This is a genomic window from Brumimicrobium oceani, from assembly GCF_003143775.1.
GTDB lineage: Bacteria > Bacteroidota > Bacteroidia > Flavobacteriales_D > Crocinitomicaceae > Brumimicrobium > Brumimicrobium oceani.
The window spans coordinates 23,657-44,229 of record NZ_QFRJ01000005.1; the positions used below are offsets into that span (position 1 = coordinate 23,657).

At 35.4% G+C, this 20,573-nt stretch carries 14 protein-coding genes; 7 read left to right on the forward strand and 7 right to left on the reverse strand.

Annotation, left to right across the window (positions count from 1 at the left end):
• The first annotated feature begins 153 nt into the window (after nt 1-153).
• Nucleotides 154-2,316: a PKD domain-containing protein gene (locus DIT68_RS07900; protein WP_109359259.1), complete on the forward strand. Its 2,163-nt coding sequence runs from the start codon at nt 154-156 to the stop codon at nt 2,314-2,316.
• Nucleotides 2,317-2,319: 3 nt separating this feature from the next.
• On the opposite strand, the gene hemW is transcribed toward DIT68_RS07900, so the two are convergent.
• Complete coding sequence (hemW, locus tag DIT68_RS07905) at nt 2,320-3,441, reverse strand: radical SAM family heme chaperone HemW (RefSeq protein WP_109359260.1); 1,122 nt, start codon at nt 3,439-3,441, stop codon at nt 2,320-2,322.
• Nucleotides 3,442-3,534: 93 nt separating this feature from the next.
• Nucleotides 3,535-5,826 (reverse strand): T9SS type A sorting domain-containing protein, encoded by a 2,292-nt coding sequence (locus DIT68_RS07910; RefSeq protein WP_109359261.1) that lies wholly within the window; start codon nt 5,824-5,826, stop codon nt 3,535-3,537.
• Between the two features lie 196 nt (nt 5,827-6,022).
• Here DIT68_RS07910 and DIT68_RS07915 point away from each other — a divergent pair, with 196 nt between their 5' ends.
• The 3 genes from DIT68_RS07915 to DIT68_RS07925 are packed head-to-tail and all read left to right on the forward strand — an operon-like array spanning nt 6,023 to nt 11,558.
• On the forward strand, nt 6,023-7,249 hold the full coding sequence (locus DIT68_RS07915) for a hypothetical protein (protein ID WP_109359262.1): 1,227 nt from the start codon (nt 6,023-6,025) through the stop codon (nt 7,247-7,249).
• A 2-nt stretch (nt 7,250-7,251) separates the two neighbouring features.
• Nucleotides 7,252-7,869 (forward strand): uridine kinase family protein, encoded by a 618-nt coding sequence (locus DIT68_RS07920; protein WP_109359263.1) that lies wholly within the window; start codon nt 7,252-7,254, stop codon nt 7,867-7,869.
• A gap of 35 nt (nt 7,870-7,904) precedes the next feature.
• Complete coding sequence (locus tag DIT68_RS07925) at nt 7,905-11,558, forward strand: sensor histidine kinase (protein ID WP_109359264.1); 3,654 nt, start codon at nt 7,905-7,907, stop codon at nt 11,556-11,558.
• 198 nt (nt 11,559-11,756) lie between these two features.
• Here DIT68_RS07925 and DIT68_RS07930 read toward each other — a convergent pair whose 3' ends face one another.
• The 3 genes from DIT68_RS07930 to DIT68_RS07940 are packed head-to-tail and all read right to left on the reverse strand — an operon-like array spanning nt 11,757 to nt 15,259.
• Complete coding sequence (locus DIT68_RS07930) at nt 11,757-12,509, reverse strand: succinate dehydrogenase/fumarate reductase iron-sulfur subunit (protein WP_109359265.1); 753 nt, start codon at nt 12,507-12,509, stop codon at nt 11,757-11,759.
• A 56-nt stretch (nt 12,510-12,565) separates the two neighbouring features.
• Nucleotides 12,566-14,569: a fumarate reductase/succinate dehydrogenase flavoprotein subunit gene (locus DIT68_RS07935; protein ID WP_109359266.1), complete on the reverse strand. Its 2,004-nt coding sequence runs from the start codon at nt 14,567-14,569 to the stop codon at nt 12,566-12,568.
• Between the two features lie 6 nt (nt 14,570-14,575).
• A complete protein-coding gene (locus DIT68_RS07940) occupies nt 14,576-15,259 on the reverse strand; it encodes a succinate dehydrogenase cytochrome b subunit (protein ID WP_109359267.1) in 684 nt (227 codons plus the stop codon).
• Between the two features lie 1,008 nt (nt 15,260-16,267).
• Between DIT68_RS07940 and DIT68_RS07945 the strand changes: the two genes are divergently transcribed.
• Together DIT68_RS07945 and DIT68_RS07950 are read left to right on the forward strand one after the other, a co-directional pair.
• Nucleotides 16,268-17,029 carry a glycosyltransferase family 2 protein gene (locus DIT68_RS07945; RefSeq protein WP_109359268.1) on the forward strand — a complete coding sequence of 254 codons (762 nt, stop codon included), beginning with the start codon at nt 16,268-16,270 and terminating at the stop codon, nt 17,027-17,029.
• Nucleotides 17,016-18,014 carry a glycosyltransferase family 9 protein gene (locus DIT68_RS07950; protein WP_109359269.1) on the forward strand — a complete coding sequence of 333 codons (999 nt, stop codon included), beginning with the start codon at nt 17,016-17,018 and terminating at the stop codon, nt 18,012-18,014. The genes DIT68_RS07945 and DIT68_RS07950 overlap by 14 nt, the downstream gene beginning before the upstream one ends.
• 92 nt (nt 18,015-18,106) lie before the next feature.
• On the opposite strand, the gene DIT68_RS07955 is transcribed toward DIT68_RS07950, so the two are convergent.
• Entirely contained in the window at nt 18,107-18,298 is a 192-nt protein-coding gene (locus DIT68_RS07955; protein ID WP_109359270.1) for a hypothetical protein, read from the reverse strand.
• A 114-nt stretch (nt 18,299-18,412) separates the two neighbouring features.
• Here DIT68_RS07955 and DIT68_RS07960 point away from each other — a divergent pair, with 114 nt between their 5' ends.
• Entirely contained in the window at nt 18,413-19,366 is a 954-nt protein-coding gene (locus tag DIT68_RS07960; protein WP_109359271.1) for a hypothetical protein, read from the forward strand.
• Between the two features lie 150 nt (nt 19,367-19,516).
• On the opposite strand, the gene DIT68_RS07965 is transcribed toward DIT68_RS07960, so the two are convergent.
• Entirely contained in the window at nt 19,517-20,374 is an 858-nt protein-coding gene (locus DIT68_RS07965) for an ion transporter (RefSeq protein WP_109359272.1), read from the reverse strand.
• Nucleotides 20,375-20,573 lie beyond the last annotated feature (199 nt).

A 20,573-nucleotide genomic window follows, 5' to 3' on the forward strand; every position in this document is an offset into this window, starting at 1 on the left:
TAAAAACAATCAAATTTTTAGTTTTCAACAGAAATCTGTTGGATTGATTAAATTCGCTTTAAAACGCGCTATTTTTAGAGTGAAATTTAGACCTATATATTTTTCGGAAAATCGAAGTGGGTGATTTATAACTTTTTATGTAATTTAGGGGAAATGAAAAACCTACTTGTGTTCATATCTCTGTTTTTAGGCTTTCAGCTTTATGCGTCGCATATTGTTGGAGGAGAGATGTATTATGACTGTTTAGGAAATAATGAATATAAAGTTACGATTAAGGTTTATAGAGATTGTAATAGTTCTGGGGCCGATTTTGATATTCCACTTTTCCTCGGTGTTTTTGATAAGGTGACAAACAATAGGATCGACACCTATCCTGTAGGTTTTCCGGGAAGTCAAAATTTACCAGTGACATTTAGTAATCCATGTGTTACACCGCCCACTAATATATGTGTTCAAGAAGCTGTTTACACCAAAACAATTACGCTTCCAGCTAGTGCAAACGGTTACACATTGGTTTATGAAAGATGTTGTAGAGGGCCAGGAATTATGAACTTGATGAACCCTGCAGATGAAGGTTTAACACTAACAGCAGAAATTCCGGGAAATGCGAATGGCATTATTTGCAACAGCAGTCCACGCTACTCAAATTATCCACCGCTTTTGCTTTGTAATAATGATGATTTAGTTTTTGATCATTCCGCAACAGATCCAGATGGCGATGTTTTAGTTTATGAATTGTGTACACCCAATCATGGCGGATCTAGCGTAAATCCTATGCCTAACCCTCCAAACTACCCACCATATAATCAAATTTTATGGGAAATAGGCTTTAGTGAAACAATTCCTTTTGGACCCAACGGACCTATAAATATTGATCCCAATACAGGTCTCCTCACTGCAGCACCAGATCTTATCGGGAAGTTTGTTGTGGGCGTTTGTGTTTCAGAATACAGGAATGGTGTTTTGATTAGCACCACCTCAAGAGACTTTCTTTTTACTGTTTTTAATTGTGATGTTTCTGCAGCCGCAGAGATTGTTCCTCAAGACGAATTATTGACTTTCAACAGTGAATGTGATGGTTTAACTATACAATTTGAAAACAACAGTTTTGGTGGAACCCATTACTTATGGGATTTTGGCGTTCCTAGCGATCCAAATTCTACAAGCACCCAATTCGCACCAACATACACTTTTCCCTCAGAAGGAATTTTTGAGGTAACATTATACCTCAATCCAGGATGGCCATGTTCGGATTCGTCTGTACAAACATTTACTGTTTATGAAGGAATGGACATCAGTTTTCCTCCTTCAGATCCTCAGTGTATTGTTGATAATGCGTTTGATTTTGAAGGAGAAGGTAGCTATGATGCTGAAGCAACATTTGTTTGGAATTTTGGGCCTAATGCTTCACCATCCTTAGACACGACAGAAGATGTTTTTGGTGTTTCCTATGATAGCCCAGGTAATTACCCCATTTCTTTTACGGTGACTTTTAATTCTTGTGTAGATACATATCTTGATACAATTGAGGTGCATAAACCGCCAATGATAGATTTTGATTTTGATTCTAGTTTGTTCTGCGCACCAGATCAAGTCCAGTTTTACGACAGTAGCGAAGCTTCTTCCGAATTGTTTTATACATGGAGTTTTGGTGATGGTGAAACGTCAAACGAAGTCAATCCAATTCACAATTATAGTCAACCAGGAATCTATGACGTAAGCTTGGTAATCAGGACAGATGAAGGTTGTATTGATACTTTAGATATGACGAAAGAAGACTTGGTGCAAGTATACACTCCTCCTGTAGCCGATTTTTCCGTTTCTCCTGAAGTGACCAATGTCTTTGAAACAGAAATCTTTTTCTCTGATTTAAGTATTGATAGTGAACAACATTTTTATCAGTTGGATTCATTGACCAGTACCACCGATAGAAATTTAAGCTTTCACTATATTGAAGGAGGCTACCATTATCCATACCAAGTGGTTACGAATGAATTTGGATGTAAAGACACTGCTGTGAGAACTATTTTTGTGGAACCACAAACTACATTTTATGTTCCTACCGCATTCACTCCAGATAATGATGATTATAACGAGTTGTTTTTACCTATCATCTTAGATGTTTCAAACTATACTTTTGAAATCTATAATCGTTGGGGAAATAAAATATTTGAAACCGACAATACGAAGGAGGGATGGAACGGAAGAATTAACGGTAATGTAGCGCCAGATGGAGTTTATGTTTGGAGAATTAAATACAGGAATCACCGCGATATCTATCATGAGCACCAAGGTTATTTTAGTTTATTACGTTAACGCTTAATCCAGAAACAACATCGCTGCGATGTAGTCTGCTTGTAATTTCCCCTTTTCAGTAAGATATATTGTTCCCTCTTTTTCAATGATCAGTTCAAATTCTATAAAGGCGTCTAATTGTTTACGGAACTGTTTTGTAGGACAATGTTTAAAAGAGAGTGATTCAAGGTGAACACCCCATTTTGTTCTCAAACCAGTTAAAAGTAGTTCATTAAACCTGTCTTTGGGAGTGAGAATCTCCTCCTCAAAGTAGTTCGTGTTTTCGGTAATTCCTTTGATGTATTGGGGATTGTTGGCTACATTCCACCTTCTACTTTCACCATCAAAGGAATGTGCGGAAGGTCCTATTCCTAAGTAGCTTATACCTTTCCAGTAATTAGAATTGTGTTGAGAATACGCTTCCTCTTTGGCGAAGTTGGAAATTTCGTATTGGTGGTATCCGTGTGACTTCATTGTACTTACCAAAATTTCAAATTGATCAGATTGCTCGTCCTCACTAACTTCAGGCAGTTCCCCTTTTTCGATGAGTTTGTGCAATGCAGTTCGTTTTTCAACTGTTAAACAATAAGCCGAAATATGATCTGGAGAAAGTGCAACTAATTTTTCAATATTGTATTCCCAATCAAGTCTTGTTCTGTTGGGTAAACCATAAATTAAATCTACTGTAATAGAAAAACCATGTTCTTTTGCTAATTTAACTGCACTTACAGATTCTTCAGCAGAATGTGCTCTATTCATCCAATCTAAGTCTTCCTGTAGAAATGATTGTAATCCTATGCTTAATCTGTTTACTCCCAAGGCTTTCCATTCCATAAGCTGCTCTGCGTTAATATCATCAGGATTTGCTTCTAGCGTAAATTCAATTTCAGGTTCAACTCGGTAATTTTCATGCACCGTTTCTGTAATTAATTTAAGTTCTTCACGGGTCAGTAGAGAAGGTGTTCCTCCACCAAAATAAAGGGTAGAAATGGTTTGTTTGCCAAGATAATTCACTCGTGTTTTCAGCTCAACAACAATAGCATTAATCATCTTTTCTCTGTACGCAGAAAAAGTGGTGCTGAAATGAAAATCGCAATAGGTACATTTCTGTTTGCAAAATGGAATATGAATATAAATGCCTGCCATTTTTCAAAGTTAAATATAATTCTTCGAAATAACTGTAAACAAAAAAGGCTGTCCTTTTGAAAGAACAGCCTTATAAATATTAAACACCTTTTATTATTCTACAATAATTTTTCTTGTCACACTTCTTTCATTATTTGAAATTGTAACCATGTACATCCCCGCTGAAAGATTGTTCCCTGCAACTTTGAATTGATTATCGGTAGATTGATAAGAAGCTACAGATTGGCCAGTAATGTTTCTCAAAACAATATTTTTCTCTCCTTCAAAATCCATTTGAATAGTAAAATCACCATTAGATGGATTTGGATAAATTGTGATATTGTTTTCTAATTCTTCACTGTTTAAAGAAACTGCGTTAAAGCAGAAAGTAAATGCTTTTTCATCACCGAAATTAGCATCTTCCTCTAGCAATTCTGCAATAAGAGCATTTGTAGCATTGTTGCGAAGGGTCATGCTTCCTGTAAAATCGCACTGATTGTAATAGGCACCTTCGTAACCATCACCATAAGCATCCATCAAATTCAATTTATAACATCCATCAGAAAGACAAAATTGTTCTTGGATCAGATTCGGTGCATTCGTTGTTGAATAACCACTTCCAGAATATAAAACATTCCCATTAGCATTCTCCAAAACCCATGAAGCTTCATCTCCATAGCATCCCAAATACAAATCCATGTCTACAATAGTTCCATTAGGTGAAGCAGAAAAGTTAAGTGACATTTGATTGTCTGTCATGTCTTGGTCCGTTTGTCCATTTGGATTCACTAAAGTTACGCTAATTGTATTGGCACCATCCACTTGATTAAAAGTAGGCAATTGAATAGTTTCTGATGCAAAGTAACCTAGATTTCCACTCCAGTTCATCGTTTGAGTTGAACCTCCATTATATTTATATTGTATTACTAAGGAAGTTAAAGGAAGAGCTCCCTTGTTTAAGAATTTTAATTCAGGTGTAAAACCACTTTCGCAATTCTTACCGTCTTGTCCTGTAATGGAAGTAACGGAAGCATCATAATCGAATTGAGAGTTATAAGGATCATAACCTGAAATAGAAATACTTCCTTGATTTAATGGGTCCAACCAGTGTTTAAGTTGTCCTGAATTGGCACTTCCTGAAGGATTCCAAGAATTGAATATTCTACCATAATAATCCTGACCAGAAGAAGAAGTACCGTTACAACCAGCGTTTCCACCCCATAATTGACCAATAATTTCACCGTTTTGGTTAAATAAAGGAGAACCAGAAGAACCACCTTCAGTCGTTGTATTTCTGTCCCACTCTACTCTCCAAGAGCTATTTGCCTCAGGAGAACCCATTGCTTGAACGGCTGATGCTGGTTGGTCATCAAAAGAAATTTTCTTTATATCACCACTTGGGTGATGAATACTAATAGTCGATGTAGGAGCAGCATTCCCTCTGTTCCATCCTGCGTAATAAGGTGAATGAGATTGAGGAACAATTCCGTTGGAAAGACCTCCCGTTATTTCTACCAATAAGAAATCGGAATTAGTTCTTTTTGAACGCTCAATACTTCCCGATAAAGATTGGAAAGAAGGGGAAGTAGAAGGGTTGTTGCAATTTGTAGCTTGCCAGTTAAATCTAAAAACCCAGTTTGTTACGTTTGAATAACAGTGGTTTGCTGTTAAAACATAAGGTGTTCCGTCATACTGTGTGTTGTTTATTAATGCTCCTGAACAAAATCCGTTCCCTCCTGAAACAAGCATCACTGCACTGTTTCTTTGGTTTACGAAAGGCGCTCCATCAGGACAATTAACGTTCATGTTACAACTTCCAGAAGACCCAAGTGCCTTTGTTTGAAATTCTCCAGCTGTTCGGTAACCATGCGTAATTCTCGAAATTTCAATATTGCCCATGATATCACTGTTTTTTGCTGGTACAAAGTACTCCACAATAACGGTGTTCCCAGGAACCAACTCTGTTCCTAATTCTCCTTTATAGATATGGTTTTGTGTAAATTTTCCTAAAACAAATGATTTGTCAGCATTGTAAACAAACAATTCATTTCCTTCTGGAATTTCTGTGTTCGAAAATGTTAAATTGATTGTTTTTGCCTGATCTGAGGTGATTTTTAAAAATCCAAGCTTGTCTCCATTTGATTTTGTATACCAGACTGCAGAGTTTTCAAGGTTTATTGAAGTAGCGTAATTATACCCAAATCTCCAGGGTCCACTTTTTAAAGAATCGGTGATTCTATCTTCTGCTCTTAATTCAGCAATGTTGGGTTGATCATAACTGTAAGTCGGTAACTCTCTCCCGTTTTTCAGGAAATAATTAAATCCGTTTGGTTCTCCTCCATCCCCTTGTTGTCCAAAAGAAATAAATGAGAGAAGCATCAAAATTGAAAGTGAAATTCTTTTCATTGGTTCGTTTTAATCGAATAAAAAATTAATTGGCTGCAATTTACAAATAAAACTATGGAATACATCCCTTTTGAAGATCTAGAATGACCATTTCAGTCAATAAATTTACTTTTGTGCTAACAGTCTTTAGCAACTGGTTTTTAAAAACATGCATATATTTCAGTACTTTTATGCCTCCATAAAAAAATAGCGTTCTATGCAAAAGCGATTAATATTTCTTTCTCTATTCCTGATTTTATCACTTATTTCTCATACTCAAGTAGAAATACCTAAAGATAAATACCCCTTTTATAAGGTAGTAGAATGGCCAAACCAAGGGAGTATTTTGTTATCGAAGGATCCTACAGGATCTACGAAAGATATTTATATCAATTTATTGAACACGGAAGGAGAGCTTTCTTGGGGAAAAACAATCTATCCTAAAGTCGAAGACCCAAAATTGATTATTTCCAGCAATTCAAACTATATTTATTTCATCGAAAACTTTAAACCAGAAAATAATTTCATTAATTACAACCAAGTGAATCAAAGTGGTGGAGTTGTTTCTACAAAATTTGATGTGCTAAAAGTCATTAGGAGTTATGGATATACCATCCCCAATGAGCTGGAGTTAAACGAAATCGTGAATACACCAAAAGCTTTGGTTTTTTACTTTCAATTGCCTGTTAAGAGCGATGGAATTATAGAAAATATTTTCATTTCCATTACTCACCACAACAACAGGGTTTATCATTTTAAAGGTCCGGCAACAGATATGAAATCTCAGAAAAAGGGAATGGTAGGCCCAATGTTGTATGCCGGTTCTGATGAATCAACAATTAGTTTTTCTTATTATTCCAATGAAGGGAGTTTGAGCAACATGAATTTTATCAACTTTAACTCCAAAGCTGAAGCGATTCCAGAGCAGTCTATTAAAACTCCTGTTGCGGAGGGCGAGCTTACCTTGTTTCAAACCTTAAATATGGAAGGAAGCGCTTATATTGATAACAAATCATTGTATCAATCACGAGGAAAAGGAATTTACTCGAGAGGAAACTATTACCTCGTCATGAATGACCTAAGCACAAATTGCGTTAAGATTTTGGGTTTAAATGAAGACAGAAAGCTAGTTCAATTGAATTCTTGTAGCCCTAGCGAAGTTAACTCTCGTAACCCTAAAAGTATAATTTCTTATTTTGAAATGGACGGTAAGCAGTTTATAGTTAGTGAGATTGGAGATAATTTCTCATCTTATGTGATTACTCAAGACGGAGTTCAGACCTTAAATTTGAATAGAAAAGATATAGAAAATGTTCAATTAAACCCCAGTTCTTTTAAAACAAAAGATAAAACTACTAATTTTGTGCACGTAATTAATGGGGTTCCATATTCTACAGATACAAAAGAATTGGAAAAACAGGAGAAAATCATTTTTAAGCAATAGGCATGAAAGTAATAGGGATTTGTGGAGGTAGTGGTTCAGGGAAAACAACTTTGTTGAATCGTTTAGCTGAGTATTACAGTGAATATAGCCCTTCGGTTTTTTCCATGGATAATTACTATAAACCTATTGAGGAACAATCGATAGATACCAACGGGAAAGTAAATTTTGATTTGCCTACCGCGCTAGATAAAGAGCGCTTGGTCAATGACCTTAAAAGACTGGTAAGCGGAAAAAGCATAGAAGTTTTCGAGTATCAGTTCAACGCGGGAAACAACAGAAATGTACTGATCACTATTGAACCATCTCCATTATTAATCGTTGAAGGACTTTTCGTTTTTGAATATGCTGAAGTGCTTGAATTATTAGACTTCAGTATTTTTGTTGATGTTGATCCAGCCATTCAATTAGATAGACGAATTTATCGTGACCAAGAGTCTAGGGGTTATTCTCGATCTGAAATTATGTACCAATGGGATAATCATGTTATTCCTTGCTATAATTCATTTTTAGCACCTCATGAAACAAAAGCAGATTTCATTTATCATAACGATAGCCGTTCAGAAAATGATTTTTTAAGATTAAATGGAGTTTTGGCTTCCATCCTTCCCAAAGAAAAATAAGTCATATTCCTCGAAAATAGTTAGTTTTGTTTGTAATGGTTTCGATCTCAAACAAAACTAAATGGTTACTGCTAGCACTCACAAGCATCTTGCTTTCTTGGGCAGCTTACTCTGTATTTTATAATTCAGATGTTGAAAGTGAAGCGCAAAGTTTTCAAGCCGATTTTTGGGCGTTGGAAAAAAGGCAAAATCAATTTAAAAAATCCTTATATGATGTTGTAAATAGTAACACGATAGCACACTTATGGACTATCGAAGAGCTACATAAAAGTGATTTCGATATTCATATCCTCCGTAATGATTCTTTGGTATATTGGAATTCAAATCAAATTGACTTAGAGCAAACTTTTTCTAAAGCCAATGCCCATTTTGTGGGTAAATTTTCGAATGGTTATTATTTGGTTGATCAACTAAAAATTCATGACCTGCAAGTGTTTGTGAGTAGTAAAATAAAAAGTGAATTTTTTTATGAAAACAATGCTTTAAAGAATGATTTGTCTACTGCTTTTAATACTACTAATGAAGTGAGTATTCAATGGGAGCAAAACAGTAATAATACCCCAATTTTATCCTTAAATGACAAAACCTTATTCTACGTAACGATTCATCAAGAAAAATCTATTGGAACTACAAAGCAATTGCTAATTTACTGTTTGTATGCCTTTGGTTTTTTAAGTTTATTTATTGCAGTCACAAAAATCATTATTGTATATGCGCATCACTACAAATGGCTAATTATAGTTTATCCACTTTTCCTTCTCCTATTGCGTTTTTTATCCATTCATTTTGGATGGATAAAATTGTTTAGTGAGTTTGAACTTTATGATCCCATTTTGTATGCCAATAGCAGTTTGATTCCTAGTCTCGGAAGCCTCGTGTTAACATTGGTCGTTGTTTCTATTGTTGTGTGGTGGGTGTTATACTTCCTTAATGTATTAAGGGAAGGTACAAAGAAAGGGGCTTTTGTTTTGGTCGTTGCTTATTTGTCATTGTTGGTTTTTTCAGGTTTCATTAGTTATATTTTTGAATCTCTGATTATAAATAGTTCAATCTCCTTAAAAATTGATGAAGTATTTTCACTTTCACTTTACTCTGTAATCGCCCTTGTTATTATTTCGGCGTTATTTTTGGCCTATTATTTACTGGTTAGGCAAATTAGCGTAAACTTAGTAAGGTCTAGAATACCGCTCAACAGATTGGCCCTACTTTGGTTTATTAGTGGAGTTCTTTTTATTTTTATTGAAATAATTTACGTTCAGAAAAATATTTTCAATGCTTTATGGCCCGTTTTGTTAAACGCTTTGTTCTTTTATTTAGCGACTAAAAACACTAGGATAAATGCCTTAAAATATCATGTAGCCATTGTTATTGTCATCGCTTTTTATGGTGCGGTTATTCTTTTTGAAAACAATGAATCAAACGAACATCAGAAAAGGGACTTGTTTGCCAATCAATTGATTACAGATCAAGACCCCAATATGGAACTTGAGTATGCATCAACCTTGGAAGAGCTGGTTCAAAATCCTAATTTTTATCATCTCGTGGATGAAAAGGACTTATTTACTGCTCCAAATTTAGGCATAGAAATAGAAAATTGTTGCTTTGGGGAATTTTGGGAAAGGTACGAATTAAGCTTCTTCTTTTTTCAACCAGACGGAACACCTTTGATGGACTATATTTCTAATCAATCTAAAACACAAGAGGAAATAGAACATTTAATTGATGTTCATTCCTCTGCTTCCTCAATTGCGGAAGATCTCTATTTTGTGAAAGATTATTATGACCAATTAAGTTACATCGGCAGGCGAGAAATAACGCGTTCCGACTCAACAAAGCTCTTCTTCTATATCTTGTTTAAATCGAAAAAAATTCCAGAACAAATTGGTTTTCCCCGTTTATTGATGAACGAGAAATCTTATGCACTGCAAGATTTGGAAGATTATTCAATTGCGCGCTATTCCAATGACAAACTTGTGATGAGGTTTGGAAGCTATAATTTTCCAACCCGAATTAATTATTTTAAAGATAAATTGGACAAAAGTTCCGGCTTTGTGGAGACAGATGGTTTAAGTCATTTAATTTATCAGCAAGAGGATGGTCAGGCCGTTGTAATATCGAAGCCTGAAAAACGAGGCATTGAGCAACTGAGTACTTTTTCTTATCTGGTTCTTTTCTTTGGGATTTTTGCATTAATAGTACTATTGATATTCAATTGGAAAACGATATTTCCCTTAAAAGCATTACAACTTTCGCTCAAGGTTCAGCTTGTTTTGATAGGAATGGTCGTGGGTTCGTTTATTATATTTGCGTATGTGGCTATACAAAACGTAACGCGTCAATATGGAGTGTATACCAATGACAATTTAAAGGAGAAAATCTATTCTGTAGAGACTGAGATTGATCAAAAGATAGGGAGCAAGACAAGTTTAGACCCTGCCATTCAAGGTGATTATCTGAATTATATATTAAAAAAGTTTGCCAATGTTTTTGTGACAGACATTAATTTTTACGCACTGGATGGAAGTTTGTTTGCTACTTCTCAGCCCAAACTTTTTGACAAAGGAGTAAGTACAAAACAAATGAATCATGGTGCGTTTTATGCCATGAATTTTGATCAAAGGAGTGAGTTTATTCACTTAGAGCAAATTGGTGAATTATCCTTTCTTTCTGCTTATCTACCCTACAAAAATCATGAAGGCGAGCTTTTAGGTTACATTAATTTACAGCATTTTTCTAAACAAAATTCTTTCGAGAATCAAATGAACGATTTTATTGTTGCGGTGATAAATATTGCTGTTTTATTACTGGTAATTACCGTTGTGGTGGCTATTTTCGTTTCAGGATGGATTACTACCCCCTTAAGATTGATCCAACAAAGTTTTAGAAAGGTAGAATTAGGAAAGGAAAATAAACCGATTGCCTACAAAGGGGATGACGAGATTGGAGCATTGGTGAAAGACTACAATAATAAATTGGTTGAACTTGAATTAAAAGCCATGCAATTAGCAAAAAGCGAACGAGAAACTGCTTGGCGTGAAATGGCGAAACAAGTAGCGCATGAAATTAAGAATCCTTTAACACCAATGAAGTTGAGCGTTCAGCACTTTCAGCGTTCTTTTGACGTTAACGATCCGAAAGCCAAGGAGAAAATGCAACGTATTGCCAACTCCCTGATAGAACAAATTGATGCACTCACCAAGATTGCCAATGAGTTTTCTAATTTCGCAAAAATGCCCAAAGCCAATGAAGAAAGCCTGAACCTGATTCCGATTCTTTACAACATAGTAGATTTGTATTCATCAAATAAAGTGGTGATAGAGTTGGTGGTGGACAAGGACAAAGAATGGACAATATTTGCAGATAGAAATTTAATTATTCGTGTATTTAATAATTTGGTGAAGAATGCAATTCAAGCGACTCCAGAAAAGAGTATCACAAAAATCACCATTGCTTGTCAGGAGGAAGCTAACAATTACTTAATTTCTGTGCATGATCAAGGGCTTGGAATACCCATAGAAATTCAGAAGAAGATGTTCTCACCAAATTTTACAACTAAAACAACAGGGTCTGGTCTTGGATTAGCTATGGTGAAGCAAATCATTAATAATCACAATGGAGAAATTTGGTTTGAGTCGGAAAAGGGCAGCGGTACTACTTTTTATATCAGATTACCGAAGGTTAATGTTTAATTTAAGGGTGAACGGATGATATAACTATTGTAGTGAAGCTTCGCAAAACAGCCTCACTAGGAGCTAAATAATATCAATAAGATCCACAAAAAAATGGAAGCCTTGAGACTTCCATTTTTAATAATATTATGTGTTTTGCTTTATGGATGGTTTGCAGTAAGGGCGATTTGGAAATCGCCCTTACTGCAATACAATCGCTTAATGCTTTACTGCAACTTTCGCTGAAATCAATTCGCGGTTCATTCTTGCAATATTCTCTAAAGAAATTCCTTTTGGACACTCAGCCTCACATGCTCCAGTATTTGAACAGTTTCCGAATCCTTCTGCATCCATCTGTGCAACCATATCTTGAACACGTTTCTTCGCTTCAACTTTACCTTGTGGTAACAATGCGAATTGAGAAACTTTTGCTGAAGTAAATAGCATAGCTGAACTGTTTTTACACGCTGCAACACATGCTCCACAACCAATACAAGTAGCAGCATCAAAAGCCATATCAGCGTCTTCCTTAGGAATAGGAATAGAATTGGCGTCTTGTGTGTTACCTGATGTATTTACAGAAACATAAGCCCCAGACTGTTGAATACGGTCAAACGCGCTTCTATCAACAACTAAATCCTTGATAATTGGAAATGCTTTGGCTCTAAATGGCTCAATGTAAATTGTGTCGCCATCTTTAAAGCTACGCATGTGGAGTTGACAAGTTGTAACTCCTTTATCTGGTCCGTGAGGTTCACCGTTAATTTGTAAAGAACACATTCCGCAAATTCCTTCACGACAATCGTGGTCGAAAGAAACTGGCGTATCATTTTTTTCGATTAAGTCTTCGTTTAAAACGTCAAGCATTTCAAGGAAAGACATGTCACCAGAGATACCCGTGATGTTGTAATCAACGATTTTCCCTTTATCGTTGGAGTTTTGTTGTCTCCATATTTTTAATTTCAAATTCATATCTCTAATTTTTTATGATTTATGAAAGGTGTTCATCACACACTTCCAATTTACATTTATTTGTAGCTTCTAGTTTTAAGTTCAATGTTCTCATAAACTAGATCTTCTTTGTGAAGAATTGCATCAGCAGGATTACCTGTGTATTCCCACATAGAAACGTATTTGAAGTTTTCGTCATCACGTTTTGCTTCTCCTTCTTCAGACTGAGACTCTTCGCGGAAGTGACCTCCACAAGACTCTTCTCTCAACAAAGCATCTTTAGCGAATAACTCACCTAACTCTAAATAATCTGCTACACGACCAGCTTTCGCCAATTCCTCGTTAAATTCATTTCTTCCTCCTGGTACTTTAATTTCTTTCCAGAACTCATCACGTAACGCTTTAATTTCAGAAATAGCTTCAAGTAAACCTTCTCTATTTCTAGCCATACCACATTTGTTCCACATAATTAGTCCTAATTTTCTGTGGAAAGAATCCACTGACTTAGTTCCATTATTGTTGATCAAATGATCTAAACGTTCTACAACTTCTTTTTCTGCTTCAGCGAATGCTGGGTGATCAGTTGAAATTGGTCCTGTACGAATATCATGAGCTAAATAGTCACCTATTGTATAAGGCAATACGAAATATCCATCGGCTAAACCTTGCATCAATGCAGAAGCTCCTAAACGGTTGGCTCCGTGATCTGAGAAGTTTGCTTCCCCGATAGCATATAATCCAGGTATTGTTGTCATTAAGTTATAATCTACCCAAATTCCACCCATTGTGTAGTGAACGGCAGGGAAAATCATCATTGGAGTTTCGTATGGATTTTCATCAACGATTTTCTCATACATTTGGAAAAGGTTACCATATTTATTAGCGATAACTTCTTTACCTAATTTCGTAACTAGCGCCTGATCGTTTTCGTTTAAACCTTGAACGTGTGCTGTTTCCTTACCATAACGCTCAATTGCTGAAGCAAAATCTAAATAAACCGCTTGTCCTGTTTGATTCACTCCATAACCCGCATCACAACGCTCTTTTGCTGCACGAGAGGCAACATCACGAGGTACAAGGTTACCAAATGCTGGGTAACGACGCTCTAAATAATAATCTCTGTTCTCTTCTGCAATTTGAGTTGGTTTTAACTGACCAGCTCTAATTGCTTTTACGTCATCTAAGTTTTTAGGAACCCAAATACGTCCATCATTTCTTAATGATTCAGACATTAACGTAAGTTTCGCTTGTAATTCACCAGCAACTGGAATACATGTTGGGTGAATTTGAGTGAAACAAGGGTTCGCAAAGTAAGCTCCTTTTTTGTGAACTTTCCATGCAGCAGAACCATTACTTCCCATTGCATTTGTTGACAAGAAGAAAACGTTTCCGTAACCTCCTGTTCCAATTACAACAGCGTGTGCACTGTGGCGTTCAACTTTACCAGTAACTAAATCTCTGGCAATAATTCCTCTGGCTTTTCCGTCTACAACTACAACGTCCATCATTTCATGACGGTTGTACATCTTAACTTTTCCTCGACCAATCTGGCGATTTAAAGCAGAATAAGCTCCTAAAAGTAATTGCTGACCAGTTTGACCTTTCGCATAAAAAGTACGCGAAACCAAAACCCCTCCAAAAGAACGGTTATCCAAAAGTCCACCATAGTCACGTGCAAAAGGTACCCCTTGCGCCACACATTGGTCAATGATGTTTGCTGAAACTTCAGCCAAACGATAAACGTTTGCCTCTCTTGAACGGTAATCACCTCCTTTTACTGTATCATAAAACAAGCGATAGATTGAATCTCCATCTCCTTGATAATTTTTTGCTGCGTTGATTCCTCCTTGTGCTGCAATTGAATGCGCACGTCTTGGTGAATCCTGAAAAGCAAATGCTTTTACGTTATATCCTAATTCAGCTAAAGTTGCAGCGGCAGAACCTCCTGCAAGTCCAGTTCCAACAACTATAACATCTATTAAACGCTTGTTTGCTGGGTTAACTAAATTAATGTTGTTTTTGTGGGTAGTCCATTTATCCTTTAACGCACCACTCGGTATTTTCGAATCTATTTTTGTCATAATCTCCTAGTTTAATGTCGTTACATAAAGTACAATTGCAATAATGATAAATCCTAAAGGAACTGCAACTGAATAAATAACTCCGAATTTCTTTAATCCATCAATGTACTTGTTGTTCTGTCCCATGGATTGGAAAGCAGAACCAAAACCATGCATTAGGTGCAAAGCCAAAAGTATGAAAGCAACAATGTATGCAATTACTCTAGCTGGATTCGCAAACTTGTGCAATAATTCCTCATAGTACCTGAATTCTCCATTGTGCATTCCCGACATATCACCTACGATATATTTAGTGTTGATTTCTGGAAACCAAAAATCAATGAAGTGAAGCACTAAGAACGCTAAAATTACTAATCCTGAAATTGCCATGTTTCTTGACATCCAAGAAGAGTTAGCTCCTCCGTTAAACTTGTTGTAAGAAACTGGCCTTGCAGCTTTATTTTTTACTTCAAGGTACATTCCCATCACAAAGTGAAATACTACCGCGAATATTAAAATTGGCTGAGCCAAAAATTGCACTAAGGGATTTGTTCCCATAAAGTGCGATAATTCGTTGAAAGTATCGGGACTGATAATTGCCGTAATGTTAATTACTAGGTGTTGTAACAGGAAAATCATAAGGAACAAAGCCGACAAAGCCATTGCAAATTTCCTACCTATCGATGATTTAAATAAACCAGATTTGCTCATAATTATTTTTGTATTTCTTTTGTAACAAGCAAAAATAAAGGTTAGTTTGACTTAATGCTCATTTTTTATTTATTTAGAATCGATTTAGATAAGGTGATAAGGCCTAATGATGCTTTATTATGGCTTGGCTAGAGGAAGAATAAAAGGTAAATGGCTTCTGCTTCAGACTCATAATAATTGATGTTTGGTTCGAAGGAGACAGATTTTTCAAGGCAAACAATTGCTTAATCGATGCCACTTTAAATTACCACTAATTTCAATTTAAAACCGTTGAGTTTTAATAGGACTCATAGAAGATTTTTTAAAGAACAAAAGAGATTCCTCAATACTCAGTGTTTTGCGATGAAAATCGATAGGATGATTAGGTGGGGAAAGTTGCTGAAAAGAACCTTCAGCAACTTTGCACAATCAATGACATAAATCACCTGTTATAGCAAAGTAGTCAAACGACCGAGGAGTTCTCAGGCTTCCGACTGAGCTTCTTTTGACTATCGTAAAATATTGATTTGGTTTTAAAGACATAATTTTATCTAGTTGTTTTCATCATGAAGAACTGGTATGTTAGTGGCTAACCACAATTTTTGATTCTTTTCTTAGAATGACTAATAAGAAAGAAGCTTTAGTTCCGCGCTTTTTAAGCGTGGAAGTAATGTCTGACGCATTACATTTTCATTTTTTTTCAGACTTAATTTTTTAAGCTCCGGCTTTTTTACTTATATTTATAACAGAATTTAATTATTAACTAATAAAAACCTCTCAGCTTGCAATTTGAGAATCTTATTAAGGCCACGTCCACCGGGATGTGGCTTTTTTGTTTTCGATTTTTTGTTTTAAGTAGAAAGAACTGAATTATGTTTCTTAAGGCGAGTTGCTTATGCCCATAATCACTAAAACGATTACTTTTAAGGAATAAATCGAAGTCATGAAATTTTCTTCGATAATTCTACTATATCCCAAATAAGCCTTACTATAATTCAATTACCCTTATATTTGTTTTGAAATAGGACCATGGAACATAAAATTACATCTACAATAATCACCTTTAATGAGGAGCGAAATATTGCGCGTTGTATCGATGCTTTAATTCCGATATCAGATGAAATTATAGTATTAGATTCTTTCTCTACAGATCGCACAATAGAAATATGTAAAAGTAAGGATGTGCGCATTGAGCAAAGAGAATGGAAAGGGTATTCCAACGCAAAAAATCATTTGAATCAATTGGCAAACCATGAGTATATTTTCTCTGTTGACGCAGATGAAGCGCCAGACGATATTTTGCAAAATGCAATTTCAAATATTAAGGAGGAGGGATTAACAGGGGTTTATGAAGTAAACCGCTTAACCAATTATTGTGGGAGATGGATCAAACATTCAGGTTGGTATCCTGATGTGAAAACAAGAATATTTCCAAAATCAATAAGCCAGTGGGAAGGGGTCTATGTGCATGAAGAATTGGTTGTGAAAGGAAATCCAATTGCTAAAAACTTAGATGGGCACTTGCTGCATTATTCCTATTATTCACAAAAAGAACATCGCGAAAGGGCGGATAAATATTCTGAATTGACAGCTCTTAAAATGTATGAAAAGGGAAAAAGGGTTGGACCCATGAAGCCATACATTAGTGCTTTTGGCAGGTTCGTGGCCATGTTTTTTATAAAAAAAGGCTTTTTGGATGGGAAAGCAGGTTTTACCATTGCGCGAATTTCGGCTCTATCCAATATTTATAAATACAAAGAATTAAGAAGATTGCAGCATGAAAACAATTGATTTGTCAGGTAAAACGGTTGTGATAAGTCGTACCGATAGTATTGGGGATGTGATTTTAACTTTGCCCTTGTGTGGTTGGCTAAAGAAACAATTCCCGACGGTTCGAATTATTTTTCTTGGAAAATCCTACACAGTGGATGTGCTAAAATGTTCACCTTATATCGACGAGATAATACAACTGGAAGATTGGGAAAATGCATCTTTTGAGGAACAAGTCAAGCGTGTTCAAAATTTAAATATTTATGCCTTTGTTCATGTTTTTCCTAATAAGCATTTGGCTAAGTTAGTGAAAGCAGCAAAAGTTCCTTTCAGAATTGGGACTTCGCATCGATTGTTCCATTTGTTAACGTGTAACATTAGACCAAATTTCACACGTAAGAATTCAGATTTTCATGAGGCGCAATTGAACTTTGAATTGTTAAAAAAATTCGGTATTCAATCTTTACCGAGCAAAGAAGAACTGGTGGAATATATTGGTGATTTTAAGCCGCAGATTCCCTTGTCTGCCCAACTAAGTAGTTTGCTCAAGGAAGGAAAACGAATAGTTCTTCATACCAAATCGCAAGGCTCTGCTGTTGAGTGGCCTTTGGAGAAATACTTGAATTTAGCGAATCAATTGGTAGAGAAAGGCTTTACAGTTTATTTTTCTGGAACAGAAAAAGAAGGGGTACAGTTTAGAAATCAATTGCCTCATCATGCTAATATTATAGATATTTCTGGCAAAAGTAGTTTGGGTGAATTGATTACCTTTATAAATGAATGTGATGCCTTGGTTGCCTGTAGTACTGGCCCTTTACATTTAGCAGCGGTTCTAAAAGTGAAAGCGATTGGTTTATACACTGATTTGCGTCCAATGCACCCTGGTAGATGGTCTCCCATTGGTATACGAAGTGTAGCGCTTACGGCGAATAATTCAGATAATCCGAAGTTGGAAGATATTTATAGTATATCGGTCCAACGAGTGATGCAAGTGATTGAGGAATAGGTGTAAATAAAAAAAGTTACTTCAATTATAAAGTAACTCTAAGATAATTCACTTAGGTACTAAGTGATTCCTTAAGAAAAAGAGAAAAGAAATTATTTAAACTTCGTTGGATCGTTTGCCGCTTCTCTATTGTATTTCGCCTGTAGACGTAACCAAATAAATAAACCTACAAATCCAAGTACGATTACAGCATAATTAAAAACATTTCCTACTGTCTCAAACAACAATTCTGTTGTCCATAAAAGTAAATCTCCAAATTCTTCAACAAGTTCTGTATAAGTCATAACTGATATTTAAAGTACAAATATAATATTTTTCCAATTGATTCTTTAAAAACTCTATTTTTATCTCTTTGAATAGATACATTTGTTGACAGTTTATAAAAACCTCGAACATTCATGATTAAGTTTTTTGCCAATAATAATTCATTTGTAGTCATTTTAATTCCGGTATTTGTAATTCTACACTTGTTATTGGACCATTATTTTCCTTCGTTTAATATGTCAACAGTGGGTCAGGAAAATTTATGGAATCTTGATTTTTCAGTTATGGACAACTTGCTTTCTAGCGTCTTGGCCGTTATTTTTATTAGCGTAAATGCAATTTTGCTGAATTTTGTATTCAATAGTTTATCCTTCTATGATAAATTCATTTATTTGCCCAGTTTGACCTATGTTTTTATGCTTTTTCTCTTTCCGATTAGTTTGAGGTTTGGCGAAGACTTAGTTGGGCATTTGTTTTTTATCCTCTCTTTTTATCAATTGCTAAGCATCCAGCAAAACGAAGATGCACGAAATAATGCTTTTTTAAGCGCTTTGTTTCTTGGGGCGGCAGCAACTTTTCTTCCTATATACAGCGTCTTTTTTGTAATTATTTGGTTTGGCTTGTTCACAATACGCCCATTTGTTTTTCGCGAGTATGTGTTGCCCATTTTTGGCTTTCTGTTTCCATTTTTATGGGTGGTGTTGGTTAACCCTTTTTTTCTAAATGAAATGTTTTCCTTTAGTTCCTATTTGAGTCATACCAACGTAGGTGATTTTGTAATTTACGTTGGCTACCTCATCGTTGTGGTTTTGGCGCTTTTGGCCAATAAGAAAATTTTGGAACGCCGAATAAAGAGTTCAATTCGCTACAAAAGGATTATATCAGTAAGCTTCGTCTCTCTGTTGTTTGCGGCCAGCGTAAGTACTTTGATTTTAATTTTTCGAGAGACTTATTTTTACTTCACAATTATACTTGTTATTCTTCCATTTATTCTCCCGTATGCCTTTTTGAATATTAAGCGCGCTTGGATTCCTAATGCCTTATTCTATGCCTTGATTGTTTTGAACGTTGTGAAATTCTTTTACTAAATGATTTTTTTAAATACGATTATTATTTTTTTTGTTTAGCTATTTTTCTAATACAAAGAGTTGTAATTCGAAAAAGTTACTTTACTTCTGTAGCTTTAGTTAAAGTATTACCTACTTTTATCAGTGACAAAAATCATGAGTCAGCCATTATTAATTATTGAAATCATAGCCACAACTTTTACAAAATTGCGCTGATTTTTCATGACCTTCTTCCCCACAATTTGGACATTCAAATGATTTGATTCCATGAGATTTTAAGGAGGTAAACTCAGATGAAACTATTCCTGTGGGTACTGCGATGATGGCATAACCAAAAAGCATAATAAAGGATGCTAAAGCTTGTCCAAGGGGAGTGACTGGCGCTATGTCACCATATCCCACAGTAGTTATTGTGATAATTGCCCAATATATACTTCTCGGTATGCTAGTGAAACCAGCTTCTTTAGGTTCAATTACGTACATTAATCCTCCTAAAATAATAACAATGGTTAGCATAGAGATGAGGAATACAGCTATTTTGTGCCGACTGTTTTTTAGGGCATCTCCCAAAACATCAGCGCCTATCATATAGCGGCTCAATCTTAAAATTCTAAAAACCCTTAAGAAACGAATAGATCTAAGGAGCATTAATGATGTTGCACCATCTATGAATAAACTTAAATAAGAAGGGAGTAATGAAAATAAATCCACCAGTCCCATAAATGAAAAGATATAGGAGAAAGGTTTACGTAAACTAACAATGCGCAAAATATATTCTATCGTAAATAGTCCGGTAACAATCCATTCTATGGTGATGAAAGATAAGTGGTATTTTACATTTAAATAAGTAACACTCTCTAGCATTACCACAACTATTGAAAGTAAGATGATAATCAATAAAAGAATATCGAAAATCTTTCCGGGCCTTGTATACGTTCCGTAAATAACCTCTTGAATTTTTAATTGCCAAGGTCTTAATTTGAATTCTTTTTCTCGAAATGATAAAGATTTATCGATATGTTTCTTCATAGCTTACCAACTGTTGATATAAAAGTACTCAATTTTAAGAGAAACCTGTAGCCAAAGTTTAAATAGTGTACTGGCCAATACATTATAGGACTGATATGAAGTATGTTTTAATCGGGTGATCTAGCAATATTCAGCTGATGTAAGACCACTCCGTGTATTTGGCTGTTAAAGTAATGCAGGGGAAACACGTTTGTATAAC